The 22934-nt window shown below is 48.3% G+C and carries 23 protein-coding genes, 1 tRNA gene and 2 pseudogenes; 16 read left to right on the forward strand and 10 right to left on the reverse strand.

Translation table 11 applies throughout. The features are described 5' to 3' along the window. Window positions 1–29 precede the first annotated feature (29 nt). Entirely contained in the window at window positions 30–755 is a 726-nt protein-coding gene (locus tag AC2Q9J_RS05835; protein ID WP_499038012.1) for a nucleotidyltransferase domain-containing protein, read from the forward strand. 65 nt (window positions 756–820) lie between these two features. Here the strand turns inward: AC2Q9J_RS05835 and ytvA are convergent, their stop codons facing one another. Then, window positions 821–1615 carry a YtvA family blue-light photoreceptor gene (gene ytvA / locus AC2Q9J_RS05840; RefSeq protein WP_499038014.1) on the reverse strand — a complete coding sequence of 265 codons (795 nt, stop codon included), beginning with the start codon at window positions 1613–1615 and terminating at the stop codon, window positions 821–823. Window positions 1616–1879: 264 nt separating this feature from the next. Between ytvA and AC2Q9J_RS05845 the strand changes: the two genes are divergently transcribed. Further along, on the forward strand, window positions 1880–2575 hold the full coding sequence (locus AC2Q9J_RS05845) for an aspartate/glutamate racemase family protein (RefSeq protein ID WP_499038016.1): 696 nt from the start codon (window positions 1880–1882) through the stop codon (window positions 2573–2575). Window positions 2576–2626: 51 nt separating this feature from the next. Here the strand turns inward: AC2Q9J_RS05845 and AC2Q9J_RS05850 are convergent, their stop codons facing one another. Next, entirely contained in the window at window positions 2627–2827 is a 201-nt protein-coding gene (locus tag AC2Q9J_RS05850; protein ID WP_499038018.1) for a YbbN family protein, read from the reverse strand. A 505-nt stretch (window positions 2828–3332) separates the two neighbouring features. On the opposite strand from AC2Q9J_RS05850, the gene AC2Q9J_RS05855 reads away from it, so the two are divergent. From AC2Q9J_RS05855 to AC2Q9J_RS05900, 10 genes are all read left to right on the forward strand, one after another. Further along, entirely contained in the window at window positions 3333–3716 is a 384-nt protein-coding gene (locus tag AC2Q9J_RS05855) for a DUF302 domain-containing protein (RefSeq protein ID WP_499038020.1), read from the forward strand. Window positions 3717–3786: 70 nt separating this feature from the next. Continuing rightward, window positions 3787–4896 (forward strand): MBL fold metallo-hydrolase, encoded by a 1110-nt coding sequence (locus tag AC2Q9J_RS05860; protein ID WP_499038022.1) that lies wholly within the window; start codon window positions 3787–3789, stop codon window positions 4894–4896. Between the two features lie 168 nt (window positions 4897–5064). Then, window positions 5065–5325 carry a metal-sensitive transcriptional regulator gene (locus AC2Q9J_RS05865; RefSeq protein WP_210018142.1) on the forward strand — a complete coding sequence of 87 codons (261 nt, stop codon included), beginning with the start codon at window positions 5065–5067 and terminating at the stop codon, window positions 5323–5325. Window positions 5326–5474: 149 nt separating this feature from the next. Then, window positions 5475–5954 (forward strand): DsrE/DsrF/DrsH-like family protein, encoded by a 480-nt coding sequence (locus AC2Q9J_RS05870; RefSeq protein WP_499038025.1) that lies wholly within the window; start codon window positions 5475–5477, stop codon window positions 5952–5954. Window positions 5955–5975: 21 nt separating this feature from the next. Then, a complete protein-coding gene (locus AC2Q9J_RS05875; RefSeq protein WP_499038026.1) occupies window positions 5976–6341 on the forward strand; it encodes a rhodanese-like domain-containing protein in 366 nt (121 codons plus the stop codon). A gap of 19 nt (window positions 6342–6360) precedes the next feature. Further along, the gene (locus AC2Q9J_RS05880; RefSeq protein ID WP_499038027.1) at window positions 6361–6657 is read left to right on the forward strand and encodes a rhodanese-like domain-containing protein; all 297 of its coding nucleotides are present in this window, start codon (window positions 6361–6363) and stop codon (window positions 6655–6657) included. 61 nt (window positions 6658–6718) lie between these two features. After that, window positions 6719–7291 (forward strand): sulfurtransferase TusA family protein, encoded by a 573-nt coding sequence (locus AC2Q9J_RS05885; RefSeq protein WP_499038029.1) that lies wholly within the window; start codon window positions 6719–6721, stop codon window positions 7289–7291. A gap of 1 nt (window position 7292) precedes the next feature. After that, window positions 7293–8420: an MBL fold metallo-hydrolase gene (locus AC2Q9J_RS05890; RefSeq protein ID WP_499038030.1), complete on the forward strand. Its 1128-nt coding sequence runs from the start codon at window positions 7293–7295 to the stop codon at window positions 8418–8420. Between the two features lie 377 nt (window positions 8421–8797). After that, window positions 8798–9025, forward strand: coding sequence for a sulfurtransferase TusA family protein (locus tag AC2Q9J_RS05895; RefSeq protein WP_084243844.1), 228 nt, complete (start codon window positions 8798–8800; stop codon window positions 9023–9025). A 58-nt stretch (window positions 9026–9083) separates the two neighbouring features. Beyond that, the gene (locus tag AC2Q9J_RS05900) at window positions 9084–9860 is read left to right on the forward strand and encodes a sulfite exporter TauE/SafE family protein (protein WP_499038033.1); all 777 of its coding nucleotides are present in this window, start codon (window positions 9084–9086) and stop codon (window positions 9858–9860) included. A gap of 229 nt (window positions 9861–10089) precedes the next feature. Here AC2Q9J_RS05900 and AC2Q9J_RS05905 read toward each other — a convergent pair whose 3' ends face one another. Beyond that, window positions 10090–11958 (reverse strand): heavy metal translocating P-type ATPase, encoded by a 1869-nt coding sequence (locus AC2Q9J_RS05905; protein WP_499038035.1) that lies wholly within the window; start codon window positions 11956–11958, stop codon window positions 10090–10092. A 205-nt stretch (window positions 11959–12163) separates the two neighbouring features. Next, the gene (locus AC2Q9J_RS05910) at window positions 12164–13420 is read right to left on the reverse strand and encodes a YeeE/YedE family protein (RefSeq protein WP_499038037.1); all 1257 of its coding nucleotides are present in this window, start codon (window positions 13418–13420) and stop codon (window positions 12164–12166) included. Between the two features lie 296 nt (window positions 13421–13716). Here AC2Q9J_RS05910 and phnD point away from each other — a divergent pair, with 296 nt between their 5' ends. Together phnD and AC2Q9J_RS05920 are read left to right on the forward strand one after the other, a co-directional pair. Further along, the gene (phnD, locus tag AC2Q9J_RS05915) at window positions 13717–14622 is read left to right on the forward strand and encodes a phosphate/phosphite/phosphonate ABC transporter substrate-binding protein (RefSeq protein ID WP_499038039.1); all 906 of its coding nucleotides are present in this window, start codon (window positions 13717–13719) and stop codon (window positions 14620–14622) included. Window positions 14623–14795: 173 nt separating this feature from the next. Next, window positions 14796–15002, forward strand: a pseudogene (locus AC2Q9J_RS05920) (thioredoxin domain-containing protein); the annotation flags it as partial. Window positions 15003–15295: 293 nt separating this feature from the next. Here AC2Q9J_RS05920 and AC2Q9J_RS05925 read toward each other — a convergent pair. The 6 genes from AC2Q9J_RS05925 to AC2Q9J_RS05950 all read right to left on the reverse strand — a co-directional run bounded on the left by AC2Q9J_RS05925 (window position 15296) and on the right by AC2Q9J_RS05950 (window position 20639). After that, window positions 15296–15904, reverse strand: coding sequence for a polysaccharide deacetylase family protein (locus tag AC2Q9J_RS05925; RefSeq protein ID WP_499038040.1), 609 nt, complete (start codon window positions 15902–15904; stop codon window positions 15296–15298). A gap of 67 nt (window positions 15905–15971) precedes the next feature. Further along, a complete protein-coding gene (gene phnC, locus AC2Q9J_RS05930) occupies window positions 15972–16733 on the reverse strand; it encodes a phosphonate ABC transporter ATP-binding protein (protein WP_499038042.1) in 762 nt (253 codons plus the stop codon). A 13-nt stretch (window positions 16734–16746) separates the two neighbouring features. Next, window positions 16747–17502 carry a phosphonate ABC transporter, permease protein PhnE gene (gene phnE, locus AC2Q9J_RS05935; RefSeq protein WP_121635391.1) on the reverse strand — a complete coding sequence of 252 codons (756 nt, stop codon included), beginning with the start codon at window positions 17500–17502 and terminating at the stop codon, window positions 16747–16749. Between the two features lie 116 nt (window positions 17503–17618). Then, a complete protein-coding gene (selD, locus tag AC2Q9J_RS05940) occupies window positions 17619–18668 on the reverse strand; it encodes a selenide, water dikinase SelD (RefSeq protein WP_499038044.1) in 1050 nt (349 codons plus the stop codon). Between the two features lie 22 nt (window positions 18669–18690). Next, window positions 18691–19701, reverse strand: coding sequence for a glycosyltransferase (locus AC2Q9J_RS05945; RefSeq protein WP_499038046.1), 1011 nt, complete (start codon window positions 19699–19701; stop codon window positions 18691–18693). Window positions 19702–20542: 841 nt separating this feature from the next. Then, window positions 20543–20639, reverse strand: a tRNA-Sec gene (locus AC2Q9J_RS05950). Window positions 20640–20775: 136 nt separating this feature from the next. Here AC2Q9J_RS05950 and selB point away from each other — a divergent pair. Beyond that, the gene (gene selB / locus AC2Q9J_RS05955; RefSeq protein WP_499038048.1) at window positions 20776–22674 is read left to right on the forward strand and encodes a selenocysteine-specific translation elongation factor; all 1899 of its coding nucleotides are present in this window, start codon (window positions 20776–20778) and stop codon (window positions 22672–22674) included. Window positions 22675–22741: 67 nt separating this feature from the next. Then, window positions 22742–22924: pseudogene (locus AC2Q9J_RS05960) on the forward strand (Rdx family protein); the annotation flags it as partial. Between the last annotated feature and the right edge of the window lie 10 nt (window positions 22925–22934).

Here is a 22934-nt window from a genome sequence, read left to right on the forward strand (position 1 = left end):
GCATTAAAACACAAAAGGGGACAAAAAAGATGGAAGCAACCCATAAAACAGCGCCGCTCGAAGCGGCGCGAAAGTTCATAGACAAGTTCTTTCCGGATTGCGAAGGTGCATTATTGGCCGGCAGCGCGGTAAGAGGGGAAGCTACAGCTACATCCGACCTGGATATTGTCGTGTTCGATGGCAAAGCAGCGGCTTCCTATCGGGAATCGCTGATTGCGTTCGATTGGCCGGTCGAAGTGTTCGTCCATAATCTGACGTCTTACCTGGCATTTTTCCAGAGTGACGCGGAGCGGGCACGGCCATCGATGCCGCGCATGGTGGCGGAAGGCATCGTGTTGCGCGACATGGGGATAATCGACGCCATCAAGCAGGAAGCGCAGGATCTATTGGCGAACGGTCCACAGGTATGGACGGCTGCAACAATACGCAGTAAGCGCTATTTTCTGACCGACGCGCTCGATGACTTTATCGGCTGCAGCGACCGTGCGGAAGGCATTTTCATCGCGGGCGCATTGGCGGAAGCCATCGCCGAGTTTGAGCTGCGGACGCATGGCAGGTGGATTGGCGTGTCGAAATGGGTCGTCCGTTCGTTGAAAGCGTATGATAAACAGTTTGCGGCGCGCTTTGTGGAAGCATTTGACGATTATTACCGCCATGGCAATAAAGAAAAAGTCATCGAACTCGCCGACGCGGTTTTACAGCCGTACGGGGGACGTTTGTTTGAAGGCTTCTCAATGGGCAAAGAACAAGAATAATATAGAAAAACCCTCCAGAAAATCGATTCCTGGAGGGTGAAAAGTCTTCTATTATAATAAGCAATCTATTCAAGTGAATCCAGACTGATGCCGCTTGAATATTCGATGGCCTGCTGCACGGTGGCGAACGTCATCAAGGATTGGCTATACGTCTGCATACTGGAAATTTCAATGGCGGTTTTCGCATTGATTCCCGTTACGTAAAGTTTGCCGCCCATCAAGCGGAGTACATCCTGAATCATCAGCAATCGGTGGATCAGCGAGTTCTCTTCCCAAATCACACCGGAAATGTCGATGATGATATGCTGGACCGCATTCTTTTGTACATACTCACTCAGTTTTTCCGTCAGCGCGGCAAAGCGCTCTTCGTTCATCTTGCCGACGAGCGTCACTGCTCCCAGATTACTGTGGATTGACAGGATCGGCAGCATCAAGCGGTTGATCTCATCTTCTTTTTCAATGAGCAATAAACGCTGGCGTTCTTCGGTGGAAACGTCGGTCTGTGTACCGATGAAATAGAGATGGTCGTTGACGGTCATCGGCTCGATATTCAAACGGTTCCAGAACGGGGTGCCGTCTTTCTTGAAATTGCGGATGACGACAGTGGTCCTTTCGTTATCTGCAATGGCATTTCTTAATTGCTGAACGGCTTTCTGATTGGTGTCTTCACCTTGAAGGAACCGGCAATTTTTGCCTATGGATTCTTCGCGGCTGTAGCCGGTCAATGTTTCGAAGGTGTGGTTCGTGTAAATAATGGGATTATCCGGCTGCTGCGGATCTGTTACGGTCGTCGCAACCTGGCTGCCGTCAAGCATTGCCTCAAACAGGGCGAATTGAGTATCGGGGCTTAAATGTTTCATCATGATTTCTCCAGTCTGTTAGGTAGTCATTTGCGCGGACAGTTTATATTGTCCTCAAAATTCAATTGGCGTGCGGGAGCATGACCGGAGAATCACATAGATTAAAACCTCCGTAAGCGGTTTTCGAATTGTATTTATCTGTATATCTCATTTTTCAGTTTACCGATAGAGCGCTTGGATTGTCCAGAAATATGGGGCTTAGCTCATAAAAAGCTGTTCAAGGTTTTATTCGAATAAAATATAGGGAATCGGGGAGGAAGCACAATGAAGACAATCGGGTTAATCGGCGGCATGAGCTGGGAATCGTCGCTTGAATATTATCGGACGATCAATAAGGAAATGAATGCCCGGCTTGGCGGTTTGCATTCGGCTGAATGCCTGTTGTACAGTGTCGATTTTGAAGGGATTGAAGGGTTGCAATCAGCGGGTAAGTGGCAGGAAGCCGGAGAACAGCTGAGCGAAGTGGCACAAAAACTGGAGCAGGCAGGAGCGGACTTTGTTGTCATCTGTACAAATACGATGCATAAAGTTGTGGGGCAGATTGAAGAAAAGATTTCGATTCCAGTGCTGCACATCGCTGATACAACCGCTGCGGCAATTCGCAAAAAGAACCTGAAGAAAGTCGGTTTGCTCGGAACCCGCTATACGATGGAACAGGATTTTTTCACTTCACGCATCGAGTCGCATGGCATTGAAGTGCTGGTGCCGCCGGGTGAACAGCGCGGTGAGATTAACCGCATCATCTTTGAAGAGTTGGTTGCGGGCGACTTGCGGCAATCTTCCCGTGAAACTTTTCAACGGGCTATCCGGGATTTGATGGCGGAAGGCGCGGAAGGAATCATCCTCGGCTGTACGGAAATCGGTTTGCTGATCAAGCCGGAAGATGCGGAGGTGCCGGTTTTCGATACAGCCGAAATCCATGCGTTGGCGGCTGTTGACCGGGCGTTGGATAAAAGCTGACAAAAAAGAGGCGAACGATTCCGCAAGAATCGTTCGCTGTTTTTATGGGACTTACGAGTTGAAGCCTTCATATATTTTGCTGACTTTCATTTTAAATTCTTCTACATGCACAAATCTGGCTTCTCTCAGCATCTCTTTTCCATCCGCGAATAAAATAAGGACCGGCACTGTGAAAATAGAGAAATGGCCGGCAATTTCCGGGATGTCCTCGGCATTGGCGATTCTGGTCTGGATATCCGGGAAGTCATTCATCGCTTCCTCAACCTGAGGAAGTAAACCATGGCAGACACTTCAACTGGTGGTTAGAACATAGAGAAACTGCAATCCAGGCTGTTCGCTGAAAGATTTAACTTCTTCCATAGAATCGAGTTCTTTCATTTTGGCTTCACTCCTGACATTTCCACCGACATCGGTTTTACCTGTTCTATTCCCTTCCCGGCAAGCTTTCAAAACAAAGTGTGCCAAGTCGAATCAGTTGTCTGTAGAAATTAATCACGATATGCTACTGCTATAGATACCCAGAGGGGTATAAAATATAAATTCACACAACTCTCATGAAAGGAAGGGAATAAAAATGAAAGACCTTTGGAAAGCCCTATGACCATCTCAAAAGTTTGCGTTCCTGGCAGGAATCGCGTTTTTCATTTTCCTCATTTCGACTGGCTACTGAGGAGCTATTTCCATTAATAATGTTTTAGCCGGCTTATTGCGGGAATTTTATCAAAAGAATGGGTTTTAAAAGAGAGGAGCTAAGTAAATGTTTGATTACACAGTAAAAACAAGCAAGAGCAGGGACGAAGCGGTCCGGGATCTGGAAGCGAACTTGAAGGATGAGAAATTCGGGGTGCTCTGGAATTTCGATTTGTCGGCAAAGCTTCAGGAAAAAGGGACCGATTTCAGCACGCCTTATACGATACTTGAAGTCTGCAACCCGCAGGAAGCGAACCGCGTGCTGTCGGAAGATTTAATGGTCGGCTATTTCCTCCCATGTAAAATTGTAGTCTATGAAGAGGAAGGCAATACGAAAATCGGCATGCCGAAGCCAAGCGCGTTAATCCAGATGGTCAATAACGAATCGATCAAAGAAATCGCGGTGGATATTGAGAAAAGATTGATCGGCTGCATCGACAAGACAGTCTAGGCTAAATTTTTTTAGCACACAGTATACCCCGCACGGTAATAAATGATCCATTGGCAAGGAGGAATCGTATATGACAGTAAAATCCGTATCGCCTAAGAAAGTGGCTCATCAGGTTTTTCGGAACGAACCCATTTATGTATTGGATGTCCGCAGCCAAGAGCAATCGGAAGACTGGAAAATTGAAGGCGACAATGTTCAATTGATCAATATACCTTTCAAAGAGTTGGGGGATTCCGACCTGAAAGAGCTGCCGGAGGACCAAGCGCTGTATACGCTTTGCGCAAAAGGGAATACTTCGCAGAAAGCCGCAGCTTATCTGCAGGAAAATGGTTTCGATAATGTGTACTCGATCGAAGGCGGGATGGCTGCCTGGAGTGAACAGCTCGAAGCGGTCAAAATCGGCGAAGTGGCCGGCGGCGCCCTTTATCAGTTTGTGCGCCTGGGCAAAGGCTGCCTTTCTTATTTGATCGAATCCGATGGAGAAGCAGCCATTGTCGACGCCAGCCGAATGACGGAATCCTATGAAGAGTTTGCGCGTGAAAAAGGTTTGAAGATCACACATGTAATCGATACGCATTTGCATGCCGATCATATTTCAGGCGGTAAAAAGCTGGCGGATTCAGCAGACGCCACATATTATCTGCCGCCGGAAGATGCGGAGGAAGTCGTTTTTGATTTCGAACCGATAACCGACGGTATGAAACTGGAGGTCGGCAGTGCGGTGATCGAAGCCGTATACTCTCCGGGGCATACGATCGGCAGCACAACATTCGTTGTCGACAATAAATATCTGCTGACGGGTGATATCCTGTTTGTTGAATCCATCGGCCGTCCGGACCTTGCCGGAAAAGCCGGAGATTGGGTTGATGATCTGTATGAAACCCTGTACCGCCGCTACAAGAAATTAGCAGATGATCTGCTTGTGCTTCCGGCTCATTATGCGGACGTCAGCGAACTGAATGAAGACGGCAGTGTTTCCGGGAAACTGTCTGTGCTTTATCAGGAGAATGAAGGTCTGCAGATAGATGATGAAGAAAAGTTCATCAAACGGGTGACGGAAGGTTTGAAAGACCAGCCTAATGCTTACGAAGAAATACGGCAGACGAATATGGGCAAAATCCATCCGCCACTTGAAGAAGCGAAGGAAATGGAGACTGGACCGAATAACTGCGCTGTATAATAGAAGAACAGGATAATCCTTGACCGAAAAAATCTTTAGTTCTAAACTGAGCACAGGTCAGAGGATTATCCGTTTTTATTCTCAGTTCAATTACTTGAAATTATACCCTAAGGGGTATATAATTGGTTTATAGTATGAATCAAGAGATCAACAGGGAGGCAAGAAAAGATGGAATACGATAAACAAGTCCAGAACCGCTTAAAGCGGATTGAAGGCCAGCTGAAAGGTGTGCTTCGCATGGTGGAGGAAAACGACGACTGCCGCGATGTGGTTACTCAATTGTCTGCTGTCAGAAGTGCGGTTGACCGCGCAATCGGCGTAATCGTCAGCGAAAACCTGGAGCAATGTGTGCGTGACAGCGTCAGCAAAGGCGAAAGCACAGATCAGCTCGTAAAAGACGCAGTCAGCCTTCTTGTGAAAAGCCGCTAAGAAAGTTCGTCAAACTTTCGGGTTGACGAACTTTCATTTCGGATGTTAATATACCCCTGCAGGTATTTAATTTCTTTGTTGCTGGAGCCGGTGAATTTTTTTATTTAACATTTTTAATACCCCTGGGGGTAAAAGAGGAGAGAATTAGGTTGGAACAGAAAAAATCAACGAACATCATATTATTCAGCGGAGACTACGACAAGGCGATGGCGGCCTACATTATTGCGAACGGAGCAGCGGCTTATGATCACGAAGTGACGATCTTCCACACATTCTGGGGATTGAATGCACTTCGGAAAGACAATCCGCCGGCAGTGAAAAAGAACATGCTTGAAAAAATGTTTGCGAAAATGATGCCGCGTGGTGCGGACAAACTTGGGTTATCCAATATGAACATGGCGGGTATGGGGCCAAAAATGATCAAACACGTTATAAAAGAGCATAATGCCATGACTATGCCGCAGCTGATCGAAATGGCGCAGGAACAGGAGATCAACCTGGTAGCTTGTACGATGACGATGGATCTTCTTGGATTGAAACAGGAAGAATTGCTCGATGACGTTACTTACGCAGGCGTAGCCGCTTATCTTGCAGATGCTGAAGACGGTCAAGTGAATTTATTCATCTAATAGAAGGAAAAGAGGGACAGCATGGATACTTGGGCAGTCGTATTAATCGGAGCTGTAATCGTCTTTATCGCTTACCGTGCGATGTCACCGGCAAAAGGTGTGAAATCCATTTCCACTGACGATTTGAAATCTCAATTGAAGAGCAAAGATAAGCAATTTATCGACGTCCGGACACCTGGAGAGTTCAAGGCAAACCGCATCAAGGAATTCAAGAACATTCCATTGAATGAATTGCCTGGAAGAGTCGGGGAACTTGATAAGAATAAAGAAACGGTTGTCATCTGCCAAAGCGGCATGCGAAGCAGTAAAGCTGCTTCAATTCTCAACAAAAACGGTTTTGAAAATGTAATCAACGTGCGGGGCGGCATGGGAAGCTACCGTCCGTAATATTTAGGAGGACTATGAAATGAAAACAATGACTGTAAAAGAAGTTCAAGATTATATGAACACAAATACCGACGCATCAATCATTGATGTGCGTGAAACTGAAGAAGTGAAAGCCGGTAAAATTCCGGGCGCTGTCAATATTCCACTAGGTCTTATCGAGTTCCGTTTGCAGGATATCGATAAATCGAAAGAACACATCATGGTATGCCGTTCAGGAGGACGCAGCGGAATGGCATCAGAACTACTTGCAGCTCGCGGCTACAACGTCATCAACATGCAAGGCGGCATGCTCGATTGGGACGGGCCGACTGAATAAGCGGCAACTAAAATTTTTTTAAATGAAAATATACCCCATAGGGTAAAATGGAGGAATTGGAATGATTCAAACAGATAAATTATTGGATGCAAAAGGGCTTGCATGCCCGATGCCGATCGTCCGCACGAAAAAAGCGATGAACGAAATGGCGCCAGGCGAGGTCATCGAAGTACAAGCGACTGACAAAGGTTCCTTGGCTGATATGAAAGCCTGGGCAAAAAGCAGCGGAAACCAATATCTTGGTTCATCCGAGGACGGAGATGTGCTGAAGCATTACTTGCGCAAAGCGGATCAGAGGGAAGAAAAAGAAGAAGTTCAATTTCCGCATACAGTGACAAACGCTGAACTGAAGGAACGAATGGACCGCGACGATGTAATCGTTCTTGATGTCCGTGAACCTGCGGAATACGCATTCGGTCATATCGAAGGCGCAGTTTCCATCCCGCTTGGCGAACTGGAAAACCGCAGTGCAGAATTGGACACTGAAAAAGAAGTGATCGTCATTTGCCGCACTGGCAACCGCAGTGATTTCGCTGCAAAACAGTTAGCGGATAAAGGATTCACTCGTGTGAAAAATGCTGTCGAAGGCATGACGCTATGGGACGGCGCAACCGAACAGACAGGAGGTTATTAAATTGACTGTAAAAGCAATGACAGCAAAAGAAGTGGCACGCAAAGTAATCGATAACGAGCCTTTATTCATACTCGATGTCCGCAACGGCGACGCTTTCGCCGACTGGAAAATCGAAGGCGGCAACATTCAGTATCTGAATACACCTTATTTTGATTTATTGGACGGTGTCGAAGAAGTGGTTTCAGAACTTCCGAAAGACAGAGACATCCTTGTCGTTTGCGCGAAAGAAGGATCTTCTGTCATGGTGGCGGAAATGCTTGATGAAGAAGGCGTCGATGCGGCGTACCTTGAAGGCGGCATGAAAGCGTGGAGTGAACACCTGGAACCAGTGAAAGTCGGCGATTTGAAAAATGGCGGGGAATTGTATCAATTCGTCCGCATCGGAAAAGGCTGCCTTTCTTACATGGCAATCTCAGACGGTGAAGCCGCTATTATCGATGCAACACGCATGACTGATATCTTCTTGGATTTCGCGCAGGAAAAAGGTGCTAAGATCAAGCACGTATTCGATACGCACTTGCACGCAGACCACATTTCTGGAGGACGCCAAATCGCTGAAGCAACAGGCGCAACGTATTACTTGCCGCCGGCTGACGCTGAAGAAGTGGTATTCGATTATGCGGAATTGGTGGGTGGACTGGAAGTTGCTATCGGCGACGCAAAAATTGAAATCGAAGCATTATACTCACCGGGGCATACAATCGGTTCAACATCATTCATCGTTGACGATCAATACTTGATGACAGGCGACATCTTGTTTATCGATTCCATCGGACGCCCTGACCTTGCAGGCCTTGCGGAAGACTGGGTAGGCGACCTTCGTGAATCGCTTTACAGCCGCTATGCGGAACTCGCTGATGAACTTATCGTTTTACCGGCTCACTTCATGATCATGGATGAGTTGAATGAAGACGGCAGCGTCGCGAAAAAACTGGGCGACCTTTTCAAAGAAAACCACGGATTGAATATCGAAGATGAGCAGGAGTTCCGCGACATGGTAACGAAAAACCTGCCGCCGCAGCCAAACGCTTATCAGGACATCCGCAAAACAAACATGGGTAAAATCACGCCTGACGAAGAAGTTCAGCGTGAAATGGAAATTGGGCCAAACCGTTGTGCGGTTCGGTAAGTAGTAATTCAAAGTAATCGATATTCCGCAAAAAAGCTCCGAAGACATTAGCCGAAGCTAGCGAGGCTAAGTCTTTGCGACGAAGCAGCGAAGCGATGCAACGCTCTTTCATGTCTCGAAGCTAGCGTCAGCGATGCAGAGACAGGAGCACGGTTCTTAAAGTTGTGCTCTTACAAGGATTTGTCTTCGCTGTTTTGCTCCATATCTTTAGAGACTTCTTTCAGCGCCGGCGCGCACATGGACTGAGCGAAGCAATAAGACGAGTGGGCTTTTCGGCTTATTGCGGGAGCTTTGTCCTAAGCGCCGAAGCGTTAAGTAAAAGTTATTTTTATTGGAATTAAAACAAAACAAAACAAAACCCTAAAGGAGAGATTTTGATGAACGCAGATAAAGTATTAGACGCAAAAGGCTTGGCATGCCCAATGCCGATCGTGAAAACAAGAAAAGAAATGAAAGACATGGAATCAGGACAAATCCTGGAAATCCTTGCTACTGACAAAGGCGCAAAAGCTGATATGACTGCCTGGGCAAAATCAGGCGGCCACGAACTATTAGAGATTGAAGAAGCGGGCGACGTCCTTAAATTCTGGATCAAGAAAGGCTAAGAGCTGTAAGGGGGTATCGCTGTGATACCCTTTTCGCTTTTGGAAGAGGTGACACAAGATGAGTTTTGATTTTATTATCATCATTTTCCTGATCGGCTTCATCGGTTCCTTCATCTCCGGAATGGTCGGAATCGGCGGCTCGATCATCAAATACCCGATGCTGCTGTATATTCCGGTTATGCTCGGCTACACGGCGTTCAGCGCCCATGAAGTATCCGGCATCAGCGCGATCCAGGTGTTTTTCGCCACCATCGCGGGTGTCTGGGCATACCGTGGCAGCGGTTATCTGAATAAAACCTTGATCACCTACATGGGTGGAGCTATCCTGGTCGGGAGTTTCATCGGCGGCTACGGCTCGACGCTTCTTTCGGAAGCGGCCATCAACTTCGTTTACGCCATTTTGGCAACGATTGCGGTTGTTATGATGTTCCTTCCGAAAAAAGGTGTCGATGACATACCCCTTGATCAGGTGACATTCAATAAATGGCTGGCGGCTGGACTGGCGTTCATCGTCGGAATCGCAGCCGGCATCGTCGGAGCCGCAGGCGCTTTCATCCTGGTGCCGATCATGCTGGTCGTCTTGAAGATCCCGACGCGGATGACGATTGCGACTTCACTCGCCATCACGTTCATTTCGTCCATCGGATCGACTTTCGGTAAGATCGTCACGGACCAGATTCTATATGGCCCCGCGGCAGTCATGATTGTGGCAAGTATCATCGCCGCACCGCTTGGCGCCAAACTTGGCCAGAAGATGAACACGAAATACCTCCAATGGATCCTGGCGCTGCTGATTCTCGGTACAGCCATTAAAATTTGGATGGATATTCTATAAAAATAAAACCAGTATCGGCGGATTGGAGCCGAGACTGGTTTTATTTGTGTTCATATTATCGACCTTTGAATTTGTTTGCGCAGAATTGATTTTATTTGCGGTGAATCAGTTTTATTTGCGCAGATTGAGATTTGTTTGCGCAGATTAGAATTTACTTGCGCAGGGCTAATTATCTGCTTCTAAAATGATGATTTTCCTCCCGAACCGAAAAAACAGCCACCCTCATCATTCATATATTCCGGTTCAGCATACGCAGGCCGTTCAAGATGACGAGGATCGTACTGCCTTCATGGCCGACGACGCCGATGGGAATTGTGATGGACTGCATGAAGTTCAGGATCAGGAGCACAATGATGACACTGACTGAGAAAACGATGTTTTGTTTGATGATGCGCTGCATTTTCCGTGCCATCCGAATGGAATAGGCGATGCGCGAAAGATCGTTTTTCATGAGGATGACGTCCGCCGTTTCGAGGGCGACATCAGTGCCTTCGCCCATTGCGATGCCGGTTGTGGCAATGGCAAGCGCCGGCGCATCGTTAATGCCGTCTCCGATCATGGCAACAAATTCATGCTCGCTCAACAGTTTTTTCAGTTCTTCGACTTTATCGCCAGGCATGCAGCTGCCGATATAGGCGTCCATGCCGCTTTCTTCGGCGATGGCTTTGGCGGTTTTCTTGTTGTCACCGGTCAGCATAATGCAATAGATGCCAGCTTTCTGCAGGTTCTCAATCGTCTCTTTCGCATCCTCCCGCACGGTGTCTTTCAACGAAATGGCGGCTGCGATGCCTTTGCTGTCACGGACGAAGGTCACCGTCTTTCCTTCATCGGCCCAGCGGTTCAGTACACCACCCTGAAACTCTTCCGCATCGTGAAGGTTTACGAAGTCGGGTTTGCCGATCAAAATTTCTTCACCGTCAATTACTGACTTCAATCCATTGCCGGGCACATCGGTGATCTGCAGATTTTTCAAAGGTTCAATGCCTTTTGATTGAATAAATTCGGTAATCGCTTTGGCGAGCGGGTGGTTCGACTGCATTTCAATGCCCGCGATGATGGCCATCATTCGGTCGCCGTCAATTCCTTCACGCATGGAAAAGTCAGTGACTTCCGGTCGCCCGCGTGTGATGGTGCCGGTTTTGTCGAAAGCGATGGCCCGGATTTCGCCAAGGTTCTGAAGATGAACGCCGCCTTTGAAGATGATCCCGCTTTTCGCGCCGTTTGAAATGGCCGCCAGCGTCGCCGGCATGATCGATGCGACCAGCGCGCATGGGGAAGCGACGACCAGAAAGAGGATGGCGCGGTAGAGAGTCGTGTTCCAATCCCAGCCGATCAGATAATGCGGAACAAACATTAAAAGCATAAAGACGATCAAAGCGACATTTACATATTGGCCTTCAAAGCGCTCGACAAATTGCTGGGAAGGCGGTTTTTCACTGTGTGCCGACTGCACAAGGTCGATGATTTTCTGCACCAGTGTTTCGGAATTCGGTTTGGTCATTTCCATTGTGATGGCGCCGCTCATATTAACCGTCGAGGCGAACAATTCATCCTCTATATCTTTTGAAACCGGCACGGATTCACCGCTGATGGCTGACTCATCGACCACCGTATGGCCGATCAGCAAACGGCCATCCGCCGGGATGCGTTCTCCTGGTTTAACGACGAGCTGGTCGCCCGGATTCAGGGAAGAGACAGACACACGGGTTGTTTCGCTATCTTTAAGCAGCCACGCTTCTTCCGGCTGGATCTGCATCAATGCCGAAACTTCCTTGCAGCTTTTATTCATGGTATAAGTTTCAAGCGCGCCGCTGAGAGAGAAGATGAAAATCAGGATGGCGCCTTCCGTCCAGTAGCCGATAAGGGAAGCGCCGATTGCAGCCAGCACCATCAATAATTCCACATTCGGTTTCCGGTTCTCGATGGTCTTGCGGATGCCGTATTTCGCTTTGGCGTAACCCCCGATTATAAAGGCTGCCAGATAAGTGATGACTGACCACAATTCGATGGATTGCGTTTCCAGAATGTAGGCAATGACGATCAAAATACCCGACAGAATGGCGGCGATCAATTCAATATGCGTTCTCCAATTCCTCATGCATTCATCTCCCTGCGGATTTCAAATGTTTCATACCAAGTTATTTCTAAATAACTTACTCATATCTATTATAGACCTTTTCAGGAGCAGAAAAATATTAATTTTCAGATAATTAAGAAGAGTTGTTGTCCGGTTTTATTCGATAGAAATAAAAAAGGACCGAGCGCCGCATTTCGACGCTCGATCCTTTATTTTATAATTTTCGTCAGCACACAGAATCATTGGATTTTGGAACCGACAGCCCGAACAGCGGCCGGAGATATAGCGCAAGGAATGTGCCGGCAAGCGCCAGGATTCCCCAGATATAGCCGTGCAGGCTGAACGATGCAATGCCGCCGAAGTAGGCGCCGATGTTGCAGCCGAACGCAAGACGCGCGCCGTAGCCCATCATCAATCCGCCGATTACAGAAGCGGCGAAATTACCTGCAGTGACTTGCGTGAATTTGAACAAGCCGCCGGCAGCGGAAGCGATGAATGCGCCAAGAATAACGCCGAAATTCAATACGGTTGTGGAGTCAACGAAAATGGAAGCTTCAAGCGAAGCCGCATTGGCGCCTTGCCAATAGCCCCAGCTCGCAACATCTACACCGAATGCTCCGGCAATTTTGGAACCCCACAGGGCGAAAGCGGAAGTGATGCCCCAAGGCGTGCCGCGTGTCATCAATGTCAGCGCGTTAAGCAACGCCAAAGCGATTGCCGCAGCAAATAACGGCCATGAACCGCGGAGGATTCGTTTCCAGCCTTTTGCGGAAGGGACCGGCGCCATTTTCGGCGCTTTGCGTTTCTTCTCGATGATCAGTGTAATCCACGCAATCAAACCGAAGAGGATAATTGATACAAGCCATGCGCCGCCGTAGCCAAGACCCGTGGAAGTGGCAAGGGAGTAGGGCTCAAACGCAGGCATTTCTTCTGTCCAGAACGGCAGGTGGTAAGCGCCGATTGTCGCGCCGACGATGAAGAAGATCAGCGTCACGAACATGACGGTGCGTCCGCCGCCTATCGCGTAAAGTGTACCGGAAGCACAGCCGCCGCCCAGCTGCATGCCGATGCCGAACATGAAAGCGCCAACCAGAAGGCTGACCCCAACGGGTGAAACGTATCCTGCAACCGGACCGCCGAAGAAGGTCGTGCCGTATGCAAGAATCGGAGCGAACAGCGTCACCGCCACTGCGAGCATCAGCATATGGGAGCGCATCGCTTGTCCATTACCGACAGACGCCATGCGCCGGAATGCCGAAGTGAAGCCGAAGCGCGCATGGAATAAAGTGTAGCCAAGCAGAAGGCCGATTCCCAGAAGCAATGCCTGGGAAACGTGCTGGGTGGCGAGCAGATAGACGAGCAAAAGAAATCCGACAATGATTCCGCCGGCAATCAATGCTTTTTGCGGATCATTCAAGGCAAGAGAGTCTCTTGCAATCGGTCCTTTTGTATCGTTGACAGGTTGAACTTGTGTAGTGGTCAAATTTATAACATCCTTTTCCTATTAATTTAGTCGGGAATATTTTTCTATGATAATGTTTTCGGAAATTCAAGTCAACACATTGGTCTTAAAAGATGAAAAATAGCATCATGACTGAATTTACAGCAGTTTACTGCCGTCATTGTCTGGTAAGAGAAAACTGCAGAACAGCATGCCCAGTTTTTATTACAAGTCTAATTCCTTGATTGTACTGAACGTCTGTTGAATAATTACTACAGCACAATCTTATTTTCATTTGAATGAAATGAGGAAATAAAATAGAAGCAGAGGTGCAGTAGATGAAGAAATATTGGATGACGGCAATTTTGCTGAGCCTGGCCATCGTTTTGGCGGCTTGCGGAAGCGCGGAAGAAGAAGAAAACACAGAGCAAGCAACTGAAAGTTCTGAAGAAGCCTTTACAATCGGCGTTATTCCTGCCCAGACAGAAGGGGAAATGGAAGAAGCGATGGATAAACTCCAGACGTATTTGAGTGAAGAGCTGGACCGTGAAGTCAAACTGGATGTTTATCCGAATTACAACGGTGTGGTGGAAGCGATGAATTACGACAAGATCGATATGGCATATCTTGGGCCATTGACTTTCGTTATCGCGAATGCCAATAGCAATGCGCAGGCGATTATCACCTCATTGGTGGACGGAGAACCTTTCTACCGTTCGTATATCATCACACATGCTGATAACCCGTGGAATTCACTTGAAGACTTGCTGGAAAATCCGCAGGACATCGATTTTGCGTTCGGTGATCCGAACTCCACTTCGGGTTCATTGATCCCGTCCATTGAACTTCAGGACCGCGGTGTTTATGAATCCCAGCAGGAAAATGAATTCAACTCAGTGCGCAATACAAGTTCTCACGATGCCACTGCCTTGTCGGTTCAAAACAAACAAGTGGATGCCGGTGCGATCGACAGTGCGATTTACAACCAATTGGTGGAATCGGGCAAGATTGACGGTGAACAGTTCAAGACCATTTGGGAATCAGAAGAATTGTTCCAGTATCCTTGGGCAGTCCGCGACAGCATCGACGAAGAAACGGTTGGGAAATTGCAGGAAGCATTCCTTGCGATAGAAGATCAGGTGATCCTGGATGCATTCGGCGCTTCAGGCTTTACTGAAGCCACTACGGAAGATTACGAAAGCATCAAACAGGCAGCCATCAAAGAAGGCATTATCGAAGAATAAAAGATGAAACGCATAGCCGTCATGAAAAACGGGTATGAAAAATTGATATAGAGATAAAGGGAGGGTGTCACATGGTTAAAACAATCACGACAGAAGAGTATGCAAGTCTTGTTGAAAACAATGAAAGACCGGCAGTCCTGAATTTTGGATCGAATGGTTGAGGGCCTTGCGCCCAATTGGGACCGGTGGTCTCAAACGTTGCTGAACAGGTTGATTCAGTAGATTTTTATAAAGTAATTGTTAGCGCTGCTCCAGAGTTGGCAGAGCAATTCGGCATTATGAGCATCCCGACTTTAGTGCTCGTTAAAAACGGGGAAGAAGTAAAACGGTCTGTCGGCTTTATGCCCGAGGAAGCGTTGAAGGAATTTGCACAGTCTTAAGAGAAAAGCGCCCCAGCGTCAGCCGCACGAAGCAATTCGTGGACTGTCAGCTGGCGGCGCTTTTTTTGGACAGAAATAGGAAACGCACAGGCTAAAAAGTTTTTATTTCAAGGTGTTTGGAGCAAGTTGGGAGTAAAAGTGGAGAAGTTGGGAGTATTCAGGCCAAAGTTGGGAGTAAACCGATGGAAGTTGGGAGTATTCCAGCCAAAGTTGGGAGTAAGCGAAAGGAGTGTATTAAGCAAAAAAAAGCTTGCGCCCAATTGAAGGGAGCAAGCTTTTCATCTATTCATATGTTATTCGGTTTCCAGTAAAGCAAACTCATAACCCTGTTCTTTAATGGCAGCAATCAGCTGCGGCAGGACTTTGACCGTTTGGCTTAACTCATGCAATAAAATAATGGCGCCGTCTTCCAGATGGTCGACGACATTCGCGACAATCTGGTCTGGATCGTCTTTCAGCTCCCAGTCGATCGAAGCGATGCGCCACATGACGGTTTTGAGATTCAAACGCTTGGCTGCCTGAAGGGTGTCTTCATTGAACTGGCCATAAGGCGGACGGAAGAATATCACCGGTTTGCCGGTGATGCGTTCGATCGTGTCCGCGCTCTTTTTCAGTTCGTCGTATTGCTGTTGTTGCGTCATTTTATCAGCCAAGTTTCTGTGGCTTACGGTATGGGTGCCGATTTGATGACCTTCCGCCAGCACTCTTTTCCACGGTCGTTCTTTGTGCAGAAGGCGTGTTTGCCAGAAGAAAACGGCGGGTGTCCCGGTTTGACTCAATATATCGAGTATGTCAGGCAAGACTCTGCTTGGCCCATCGTCAAAAGTGAGAATAACGGTTTTCCTGTCCGGGTTCCGGTTCGGAACTGAGGCCAGGATTTCCGGATTTTGAGAGTCGTACACGACCCTGGACGAATTGACTGCTCATGGACTTTTTCTCATCAAAATCACGCTCCTTAAGAAGATTGTATCAAATCTGGAAGAACAGGTTCTGTTGTTCGGATTCGTAGGTTTCCTCATATTCCGTACTTGTGAAATCTTCGGGCTTGCCGTCAAAGATCAATTCGCCGTCTTTCAGGGCGATAATCCGCGTTGCATAGCGTTTGGCAAGTTCAATATCGTGGACATTGATGATCGTCAATAAACCCAATCGTTTATGGATATCCTGCAATAAAGAGAAAATTCGGTTCGAAGTTCCGGGATCCAGGCTGGCAACCGGTTCGTCGCCCAGAAGAATCCGCGGATGCTGAACCAGCGCGCGCGCAATGCCGACACGCTGTTTTTGGCCGCCGCTTAAATTTTCGACACGGCGATTTTCCATTTCGGTCAATCCCACTTCCGCGATGATGCGTTTGGCTTCCTCGATCTCTTCTGATGTGAACCAGCCGACCAGGTTTTTAAATGTGGAGCGGTAACCGAAGCGGCCGGTCAATACATTTTGCAGCACGCTCATACGGGGAATCAGGTTGAAATGCTGAAACACCATTCCCATTTCACGCCGGGTCTGGCGCAGCTCCTCTTTTTGAAAAGACATTGGGGTGCCGTCAAAACGGATTTCCCCTTCAGTCGGCTGCTGCAATCCGTTGATGCAGCGGATGAATGTTGATTTACCGGCGCCGCTTTTACCAAGTACGCAAACGAAATCATCTTTTTCAAAAGATAAGTTCAAATCGGACAGGGCATTCTTCTTCATTCCGGGATACCGGACTGATACATTTTTCAGTTCAAGCATTTTCATGCCTCCTTTAGATAACACGATTCCGGACAAAGCTTCCGAGCGAGTCGACGAGGATGACCATAACCATGATGATCAGGACGTCGAGCGACACAGATGAATAGTTGAACGTATTGAAATCATTGAACAGGCGCTGGCCGATACCGCCGCCGCCGATGAATCCCAATATCAATGAAGTGCGGATCGCCACTTCGAAACGATAGAAAAAGTTGGACAGGACATTCGGCCAAATCTGGGGAAGAATGCTGAAGAGGGATGCGACCCAGCGTTTTGCGCCGACCGCTTTCATCGCTTCCTGTGGTCCGGTATCCGCCGCTTCGATCAGCTCGGAAATCAGTTTGCCCATGACGCCGATATTATGGAATGTAATCGCCAGTACTGCTGGGAATGGCCCAAGCCCAAGTGTAGTCAGGAGAATCAAACCAAAAACGATTTCTGGAACAGAGCGCACAAAGCTGAGTGCAACCCGGAAAAAATGAAACACCGGCTTGGAATGTGCTGTATTCCGCGCTGCCAGAAAACTGAGCGGCAAACCGATGATCAGCCCTAGAAAACTGCCGAGAAACGCCATCGCCAAAGTGGCCAGGGTATCTTCAAGCATACCGGGCAGGCGTGTGAAATCCATCGGGAACCATTGCGACAAGAAGTCGATCATGTTCCGGAAATCCCGGAATTTCGTCAGATCGAACTCAGTCAGCCGCATGCTGATGAAAATCGCCACAACCAATAAAGCGTATATTATTAAACTTCTCTTTTTAAACCACATCAAAATCAACTCTATTCTTTGGTGATGCCGCTACGGCTTATCGTATTGCCTGTAATTTTAAAACAAGGACTCATTGCGAGTCCTTGTTTTTATTGTACAGTCTTTAGCGCTTTTAATTAGATAACTTTAATGCGCCCCGCGTTGTCTTCGGTGACTTCCCCGATAATCGAAGATTGAACACCGCTGCTTAGAAGATCCTGCTGCAATGCATCTGCTTCAGCTTCAGGAACAGAAATCAACAATCCGCCGGAGGTTACAGCGTCACAAAGGATGAGCTGGTCGATTTTGCTGATGTTGTCAGCGTAATCGATATCAGGCGCAAGCCATTTGTGGTTTTTATACGTGCCGCCTGGAATGATATTCTGTTCAGCAAGCTCCTTGGCTCTCGCCAGAACAGGGACCTCATCGTTGTAGATCGTGACGCCGGTGCTGCTGCCTTTCGCGATTTCCATCGTGTGGCCAAGAAGGCCGAAGCCGGTGATATCCGTGCAGGCATTGACGGTATAGTTCTCCATTGCTTCAGCCGCTTTTTTATTCAGCGTGGCCATAACTTCCATCACTTCTGCAAGATCGTCTTTTTCAAGCAAATCCTGCTTGATGGCAGTCGTCAGGATGCCGACGCCGATCGGTTTGGTCAAAATCAAGCGGTCGCCAGGCTTCGCTCCTGCGTTCGCGCGGATGCGGTCAGGGTGAATCGTGCCGGTAACGGATAAGCCGAATTTCGGCTCCTGGTCGTCGATTGAATGTCCGCCGACCAAAGTGGCGCCGGATTCCTTCACTTTGTCGGAAGCACCGGCGAGGATGTCTGCCAGGATACTCTTATCCAATGTGTTGATCGGAAACGCCACGATATTCATGACGGTCAGCGGCTTGCCGCCCATTGCATAAACGTCGCTCAATGAGTTGGCTGCACCGATTTGTCCGAACATATAAGGATCATCGACGATCGGTGTGAAGAAGTCCAAAGTTTGGACAAGCGCCACATCTTCGCTGATTTTATAAACTCCGGCATCGTCGGCTGTATCCAGTCCGACCAGTAAATTAGGGTTTTCTGCATTTCTCGGTAAATGACGCAGAACCTGCGCCAGGTCCTCAGGACCAATTTTGCATCCTCAACCACCTTTCGATGATAAAGAAGTCAATTTAACCATATCTTTTTCAGTCATTAGGATCCGCCTCTTTTCTATATTAAGTATTGTCTTGCTGCGTGATTGAAGTATAAATCTTACGCAAAGCCTCCGCTTCGAAGGAAGGGGAATGGCGATCGGCCGCATATTGTTTTGCCTGCATGCCAATGCGTTGCCTTGCATCGTTATTATTAATCAGCTCGGCTGCGTAATCAAGGAATTGCTTTTGGTCATTATATAAATACCCGGTTTTTCCATTTTCAACCATGCCTTTATTGCCGGGAACATTGGAAACCAGCACCGGCTTGCCATAGCCCATCGCTTCCAAAATTGCGGCGGGCTGCCCTTCCGAATGGGAAGTATTCAGCACAACATCCGCGTTTTCGAAAACAGCACCCATTTCAGCGTGAGGAATTTCGCCGATATACGTCAGCCAGTCGGCATGCTCTTCCGCCAGAGCAAGGACGATGTCCGCTTCCGTCTGTTCGAGAACCGGTCCCGCCAGCCACAGGCGAATGTTCGGATGGTCTTCATGAAGTTCGCGGAAGGCATGGACGGCAAACGGGATATTCTTCACTTTCCGGATACCAGCCGGCAATACGAATAAAAAAGTATCTTCTTCTTTTTTTAGGTGTGAAGGGTTCGCCTGTAAAAATTCGCTGGTGCCCTGCGCAATCGCGAAGACTTTTCCTTCCAAATGCGGGGCTTCCTTCAGCACTGTGGTTTTCGCAGCTTCATCAAAAACGTGAATCGCCTCTGCGCCTTCCAGCGTGCTGAGAACTGCTGGGCGTTTTTCGGGATTAAAGAGATCCGCATTCAAATCGGTGCCGGTCATCGTAATGATATAGCGCTCCGGTTTTTGTCCGAGCTGCTGCAGGAACTGATGGAAATAATAGGCGTGGAAGCCGTGCACCAGGTCGGCATCCGGCAAAGTGCTGGCGCGGTTTTCTCCTGTAATTGAAACAATTTCAGTCCGAACACCAATCTTCTCCAAATTCGCTGCAATTCTTCGCACAGTCACGGTGTTGCCCCGCGGCTGTGGATAATTTGGCGCGGCCAATACTATTTTCATCGATCATTCAATCCTTTTTGTGTTTGGCGTGAAGAACCAGCTGGATATAAAATGTCTCCATCTAATTATCCTGAAACTAGTGTAATTTGTCATCTTTAACCACTTGCTGATTTTTATTTCAATAAAACCTTAGCGGTTTTAGCGGAACGCACGCAAGAGGAGGTTAATCGCACGCAAATGAAATTAATCGCACGCAAGCAGACTTTAATCGCACGCAAATCATTTTAATCGCACGCAAACTTTCGCCAGTCTCTTGTGTTATAGAAAAAGCCGCCGAATTGGCGGCTTTTGTTACAAATTAAAAGTTTTACTTACTAATTTTTAATTTACCTGAATTTGAATGGTTCTATGTCCAGACTCCGGCGACCCAGCCCCTCGGGTCATAAGCCGGTCCAGCTCTGCGGTCAAGACCGCGACGCTGTTCCGTCTTATGCCTTTCGGAGCTGAACGGGTGCCGTCGCTTTTCTATGTCCAGACTCCGGCGACCCAGCTTCTCGGGTCATAAGCCAATCCAGCTGCCGTGGCCAAGGCCACTCTGCTGTTTTGTCTTATGCCTTTCAGAGCTTAACGGGTGCCGTCGCTTTTCTATGTCCAGACTCCAACGGCCAACTCCTCGAGTCGTAAGCCACTCCGTGTCTAGTCTCCAGTGCCTAGCTCTTCGGGATATAAGTCAAATCAGCTACGTGGCAAAAGACGCCACTACGCTGATTCGTCTTATACCTGTCAGAGCTGAACAGGCACTTCCGCTTTTCGAGACTGCATGACTGAAAAGACGCCATTTCGCCAAATCGTCTTACGCTTGTCGGAGCTGAGCGGCCGTTTCCGCTTTTCTTCTATGTATTGGCGGGATCGTGTGGGAATCGAACCCACCGGACCTGGCACGCAGGTCCCTCAGGGTTTTGAAGACCCAGGAAGACACCAGTCACTCATCCAACCCCGTAATCAGTAAGCGATTTTAATTGTATAGTGAAAATCACAGATCCGCAAGAAATGAGATTGGAACGCTGCGCTTGAAACACACCCAGCGGAAGCTTAAAGTTAAGATACGACCAAACAGAGAAGACGGTGAGCATTATGGAGAAGACTTATTACACGATCGGCATGGCCGGGCATATCGATCACGGCAAAACGGCGCTGACGAAAGCGCTGACGAATGTGGATACGGACCGCTTGAAGGAAGAGAAAGAGCGTGGCATTTCCATTGAACCGGGATACGCGCCGTTCCAGACGGAAGACGGCACGCAATTATCCATCATCGATGTGCCGGGGCACGAACGTTTTATCCGCCAGATGATTGCCGGCGTGGCTGGAATCGATCTGGTGGTTCTTGTTATTGCGGCAGATGAAGGTGTCATGCCGCAAACTGAGGAACATCTGGAAATTCTTCAGTTTCTGGGTGTCGAACAGTGCATTGTGGCCATCACGAAAATCGACCGCGTTGATGAAATCATGCTGGAGCTCGTTCAGGAAGATATTCAGGAACAACTCGAAGGTACGATTTTTGAGGGAGCGCCGTATATGCTGGTCGACAGTTTGTCGGGGACGGGCATCGATGAATTGCAGTCAACGATCATCAATAGCCTGCAGGAGGTGAAATTCCGCGACGCTTATGGTTCATTCCGTTTGCCGATTGATCAAGTGTTTACGGTCCAGGGACGAGGTACGGTTGTGCGCGGAACGATTTATGAAGGGGCAGTACAAAAAGGGGCGCAGCTGACTTTATTGCCGAAAGGGTTGAAAGTGAAAGCGCGCCAGATTCAAGTTCATCACGAAGAGCGGGAAGAAGCGCGTGCTGGGCAGCGGACGGCGATCAATCTTGGGGGCATCGAAAAGACGGATGTATTTCGCGGCGATGTGCTCGTAGCATCCGACCATTTTCTCGTGACGGACACGATTGATGTGGCATTGAATCTCACCGGTGGCACATTCACGCCGCTCAAGCAGCGGGCTCCGGTGAAAGTGCATGTGGGAACCTCGGAAGTGATGGGGAAAATCGTCTTTTTTGACCGCAATGAGTTGGAGCAGACTGAAGAAGAAGTGCTGTGCCAGATTCGGCTCGATGAAGAAATCGTCGTCCGGCGCGGCGACCGCTTTATCCTGCGGCGGCCAACGCCGGTAGAAACACTGGGCGGCGGATGGGTGATCCAGCCAAAAGGCGGCAAATACCGCTTCGGTCCGGAAACGATTGAAATGCTGCAAAATGTGATGCAGGGAACACCGGAAGATCTCGTTGAAGAAGCGTTATCGAAAAACATTCTGTTGGATCTGCAACAGCTGATTCAACAAACTTCACTGGATGAACCGGTTCTGAAAGAAACGATTGCCAAGGGGTTGGAGAATGGCGGCTTGCTGAAAGTGGGTTCGCAGAAACTCAGCCTGGCCAAAACTTTCTCGAAGATCAAAGGGGAAATCGGTGCGCGTGTTGAAACTTATCATACAGACTATCCGATGAGGCAGGGTATGAGTAAGGCGGAATTGAGCCAGTTGCTTAGCGCAGGCTATCCGAAGCCTTTCATTGAATACAGCCTGAATGCTTTGGCTGATCAAGGAGACGTGAAGAAGACCGGACAATTTATCGCGCTCGGCACATTCGAACCGCATTTGCCGAAACAATGGAAGGTGCGTATGGAAGGAATCATTTCGGCGCTTGAAAAGGACGGCATCCAAGTGAATAAATGGGAGCAGTATTTTGAAGGCACGCCATTGCCGAAGGATGAGATTTCAGATTTGACGCAGTATTTATTGGAAACAAAACAGGTTTACCGGCTGCAGGATGATGCGATGGTCCACCGAAATGCCATTGACCGGGCGGTAATGAAACTCAAGCAGGACACGGCGGCGGCATTCGGCTTGAAGGAAGCGAAAGAGTCACTGGATTTATCAAGAAAATACCTGATACCGTTTTTGGAGCTGCTTGATTCGCTGGAAATCACCGAGCGCGAAGAAGATCAGCGCCGCTGGACCGGCAAATAATGACGGAGGGAGTGTGATGGCAATGAAAATCGTAATCGAATTTTGCATGCAATGAAATTACGCACCCAAAGCCGCAAGTTTTGCGGAACAATTATTTAGCCATTTCCGGAACGAAATAACAGCGCTCGAACTGGTCCCGAGTTCCGGGGGAGCATTTGAAATAACTGTGGATGGAACAAAGATCCACTCGAAATTGGAAACGAGGCAATATCCGGAGATCAGTAAAATCATTCGGAAACTTGAAAAATAGCTTACCAACA

It is taken from the genome of Planococcus sp. RAB007_Raresut (assembly GCF_057369535.1).

Coding starts and splice junctions, on each gene's coding strand:
- AC2Q9J_RS05875 (WP_499038026.1), top strand. CDS start 5,976: ATGGATACTTGGGCAGTCGTATTAATCGGAGCTGTAATCGTCTTTATC.
- AC2Q9J_RS05900 (WP_499038033.1), top strand. CDS start 9,084: ATGAGTTTTGATTTTATTATCATCATTTTCCTGATCGGCTTCATCGGT.
- AC2Q9J_RS05945 (WP_499038046.1), bottom strand. CDS start 19,701: ATGAAAATAGTATTGGCCGCGCCAAATTATCCACAGCCGCGGGGCAAC.
- AC2Q9J_RS05895 (WP_084243844.1), top strand. CDS start 8,798: ATGAACGCAGATAAAGTATTAGACGCAAAAGGCTTGGCATGCCCAATG.
- phnD (WP_499038039.1), top strand. CDS start 13,717: ATGAAGAAATATTGGATGACGGCAATTTTGCTGAGCCTGGCCATCGTT.
- AC2Q9J_RS05850 (WP_499038018.1), bottom strand. CDS start 2,827: ATGAATGACTTCCCGGATATCCAGACCAGAATCGCCAATGCCGAGGAC.
- AC2Q9J_RS05880 (WP_499038027.1), top strand. CDS start 6,361: ATGAAAACAATGACTGTAAAAGAAGTTCAAGATTATATGAACACAAAT.
- phnE (WP_121635391.1), bottom strand. CDS start 17,502: ATGTGGTTTAAAAAGAGAAGTTTAATAATATACGCTTTATTGGTTGTG.
- AC2Q9J_RS05885 (WP_499038029.1), top strand. CDS start 6,719: ATGATTCAAACAGATAAATTATTGGATGCAAAAGGGCTTGCATGCCCG.
- AC2Q9J_RS05865 (WP_210018142.1), top strand. CDS start 5,065: ATGGAATACGATAAACAAGTCCAGAACCGCTTAAAGCGGATTGAAGGC.
- AC2Q9J_RS05835 (WP_499038012.1), top strand. CDS start 30: ATGGAAGCAACCCATAAAACAGCGCCGCTCGAAGCGGCGCGAAAGTTC.
- AC2Q9J_RS05905 (WP_499038035.1), bottom strand. CDS start 11,958: ATGAGGAATTGGAGAACGCATATTGAATTGATCGCCGCCATTCTGTCG.
- AC2Q9J_RS05860 (WP_499038022.1), top strand. CDS start 3,787: ATGACAGTAAAATCCGTATCGCCTAAGAAAGTGGCTCATCAGGTTTTT.
- phnC (WP_499038042.1), bottom strand. CDS start 16,733: ATGCTTGAACTGAAAAATGTATCAGTCCGGTATCCCGGAATGAAGAAG.
- ytvA (WP_499038014.1), bottom strand. CDS start 1,615: ATGAAACATTTAAGCCCCGATACTCAATTCGCCCTGTTTGAGGCAATG.
- selB (WP_499038048.1), top strand. CDS start 20,776: ATGGAGAAGACTTATTACACGATCGGCATGGCCGGGCATATCGATCAC.
- AC2Q9J_RS05855 (WP_499038020.1), top strand. CDS start 3,333: ATGTTTGATTACACAGTAAAAACAAGCAAGAGCAGGGACGAAGCGGTC.
- AC2Q9J_RS05845 (WP_499038016.1), top strand. CDS start 1,880: ATGAAGACAATCGGGTTAATCGGCGGCATGAGCTGGGAATCGTCGCTT.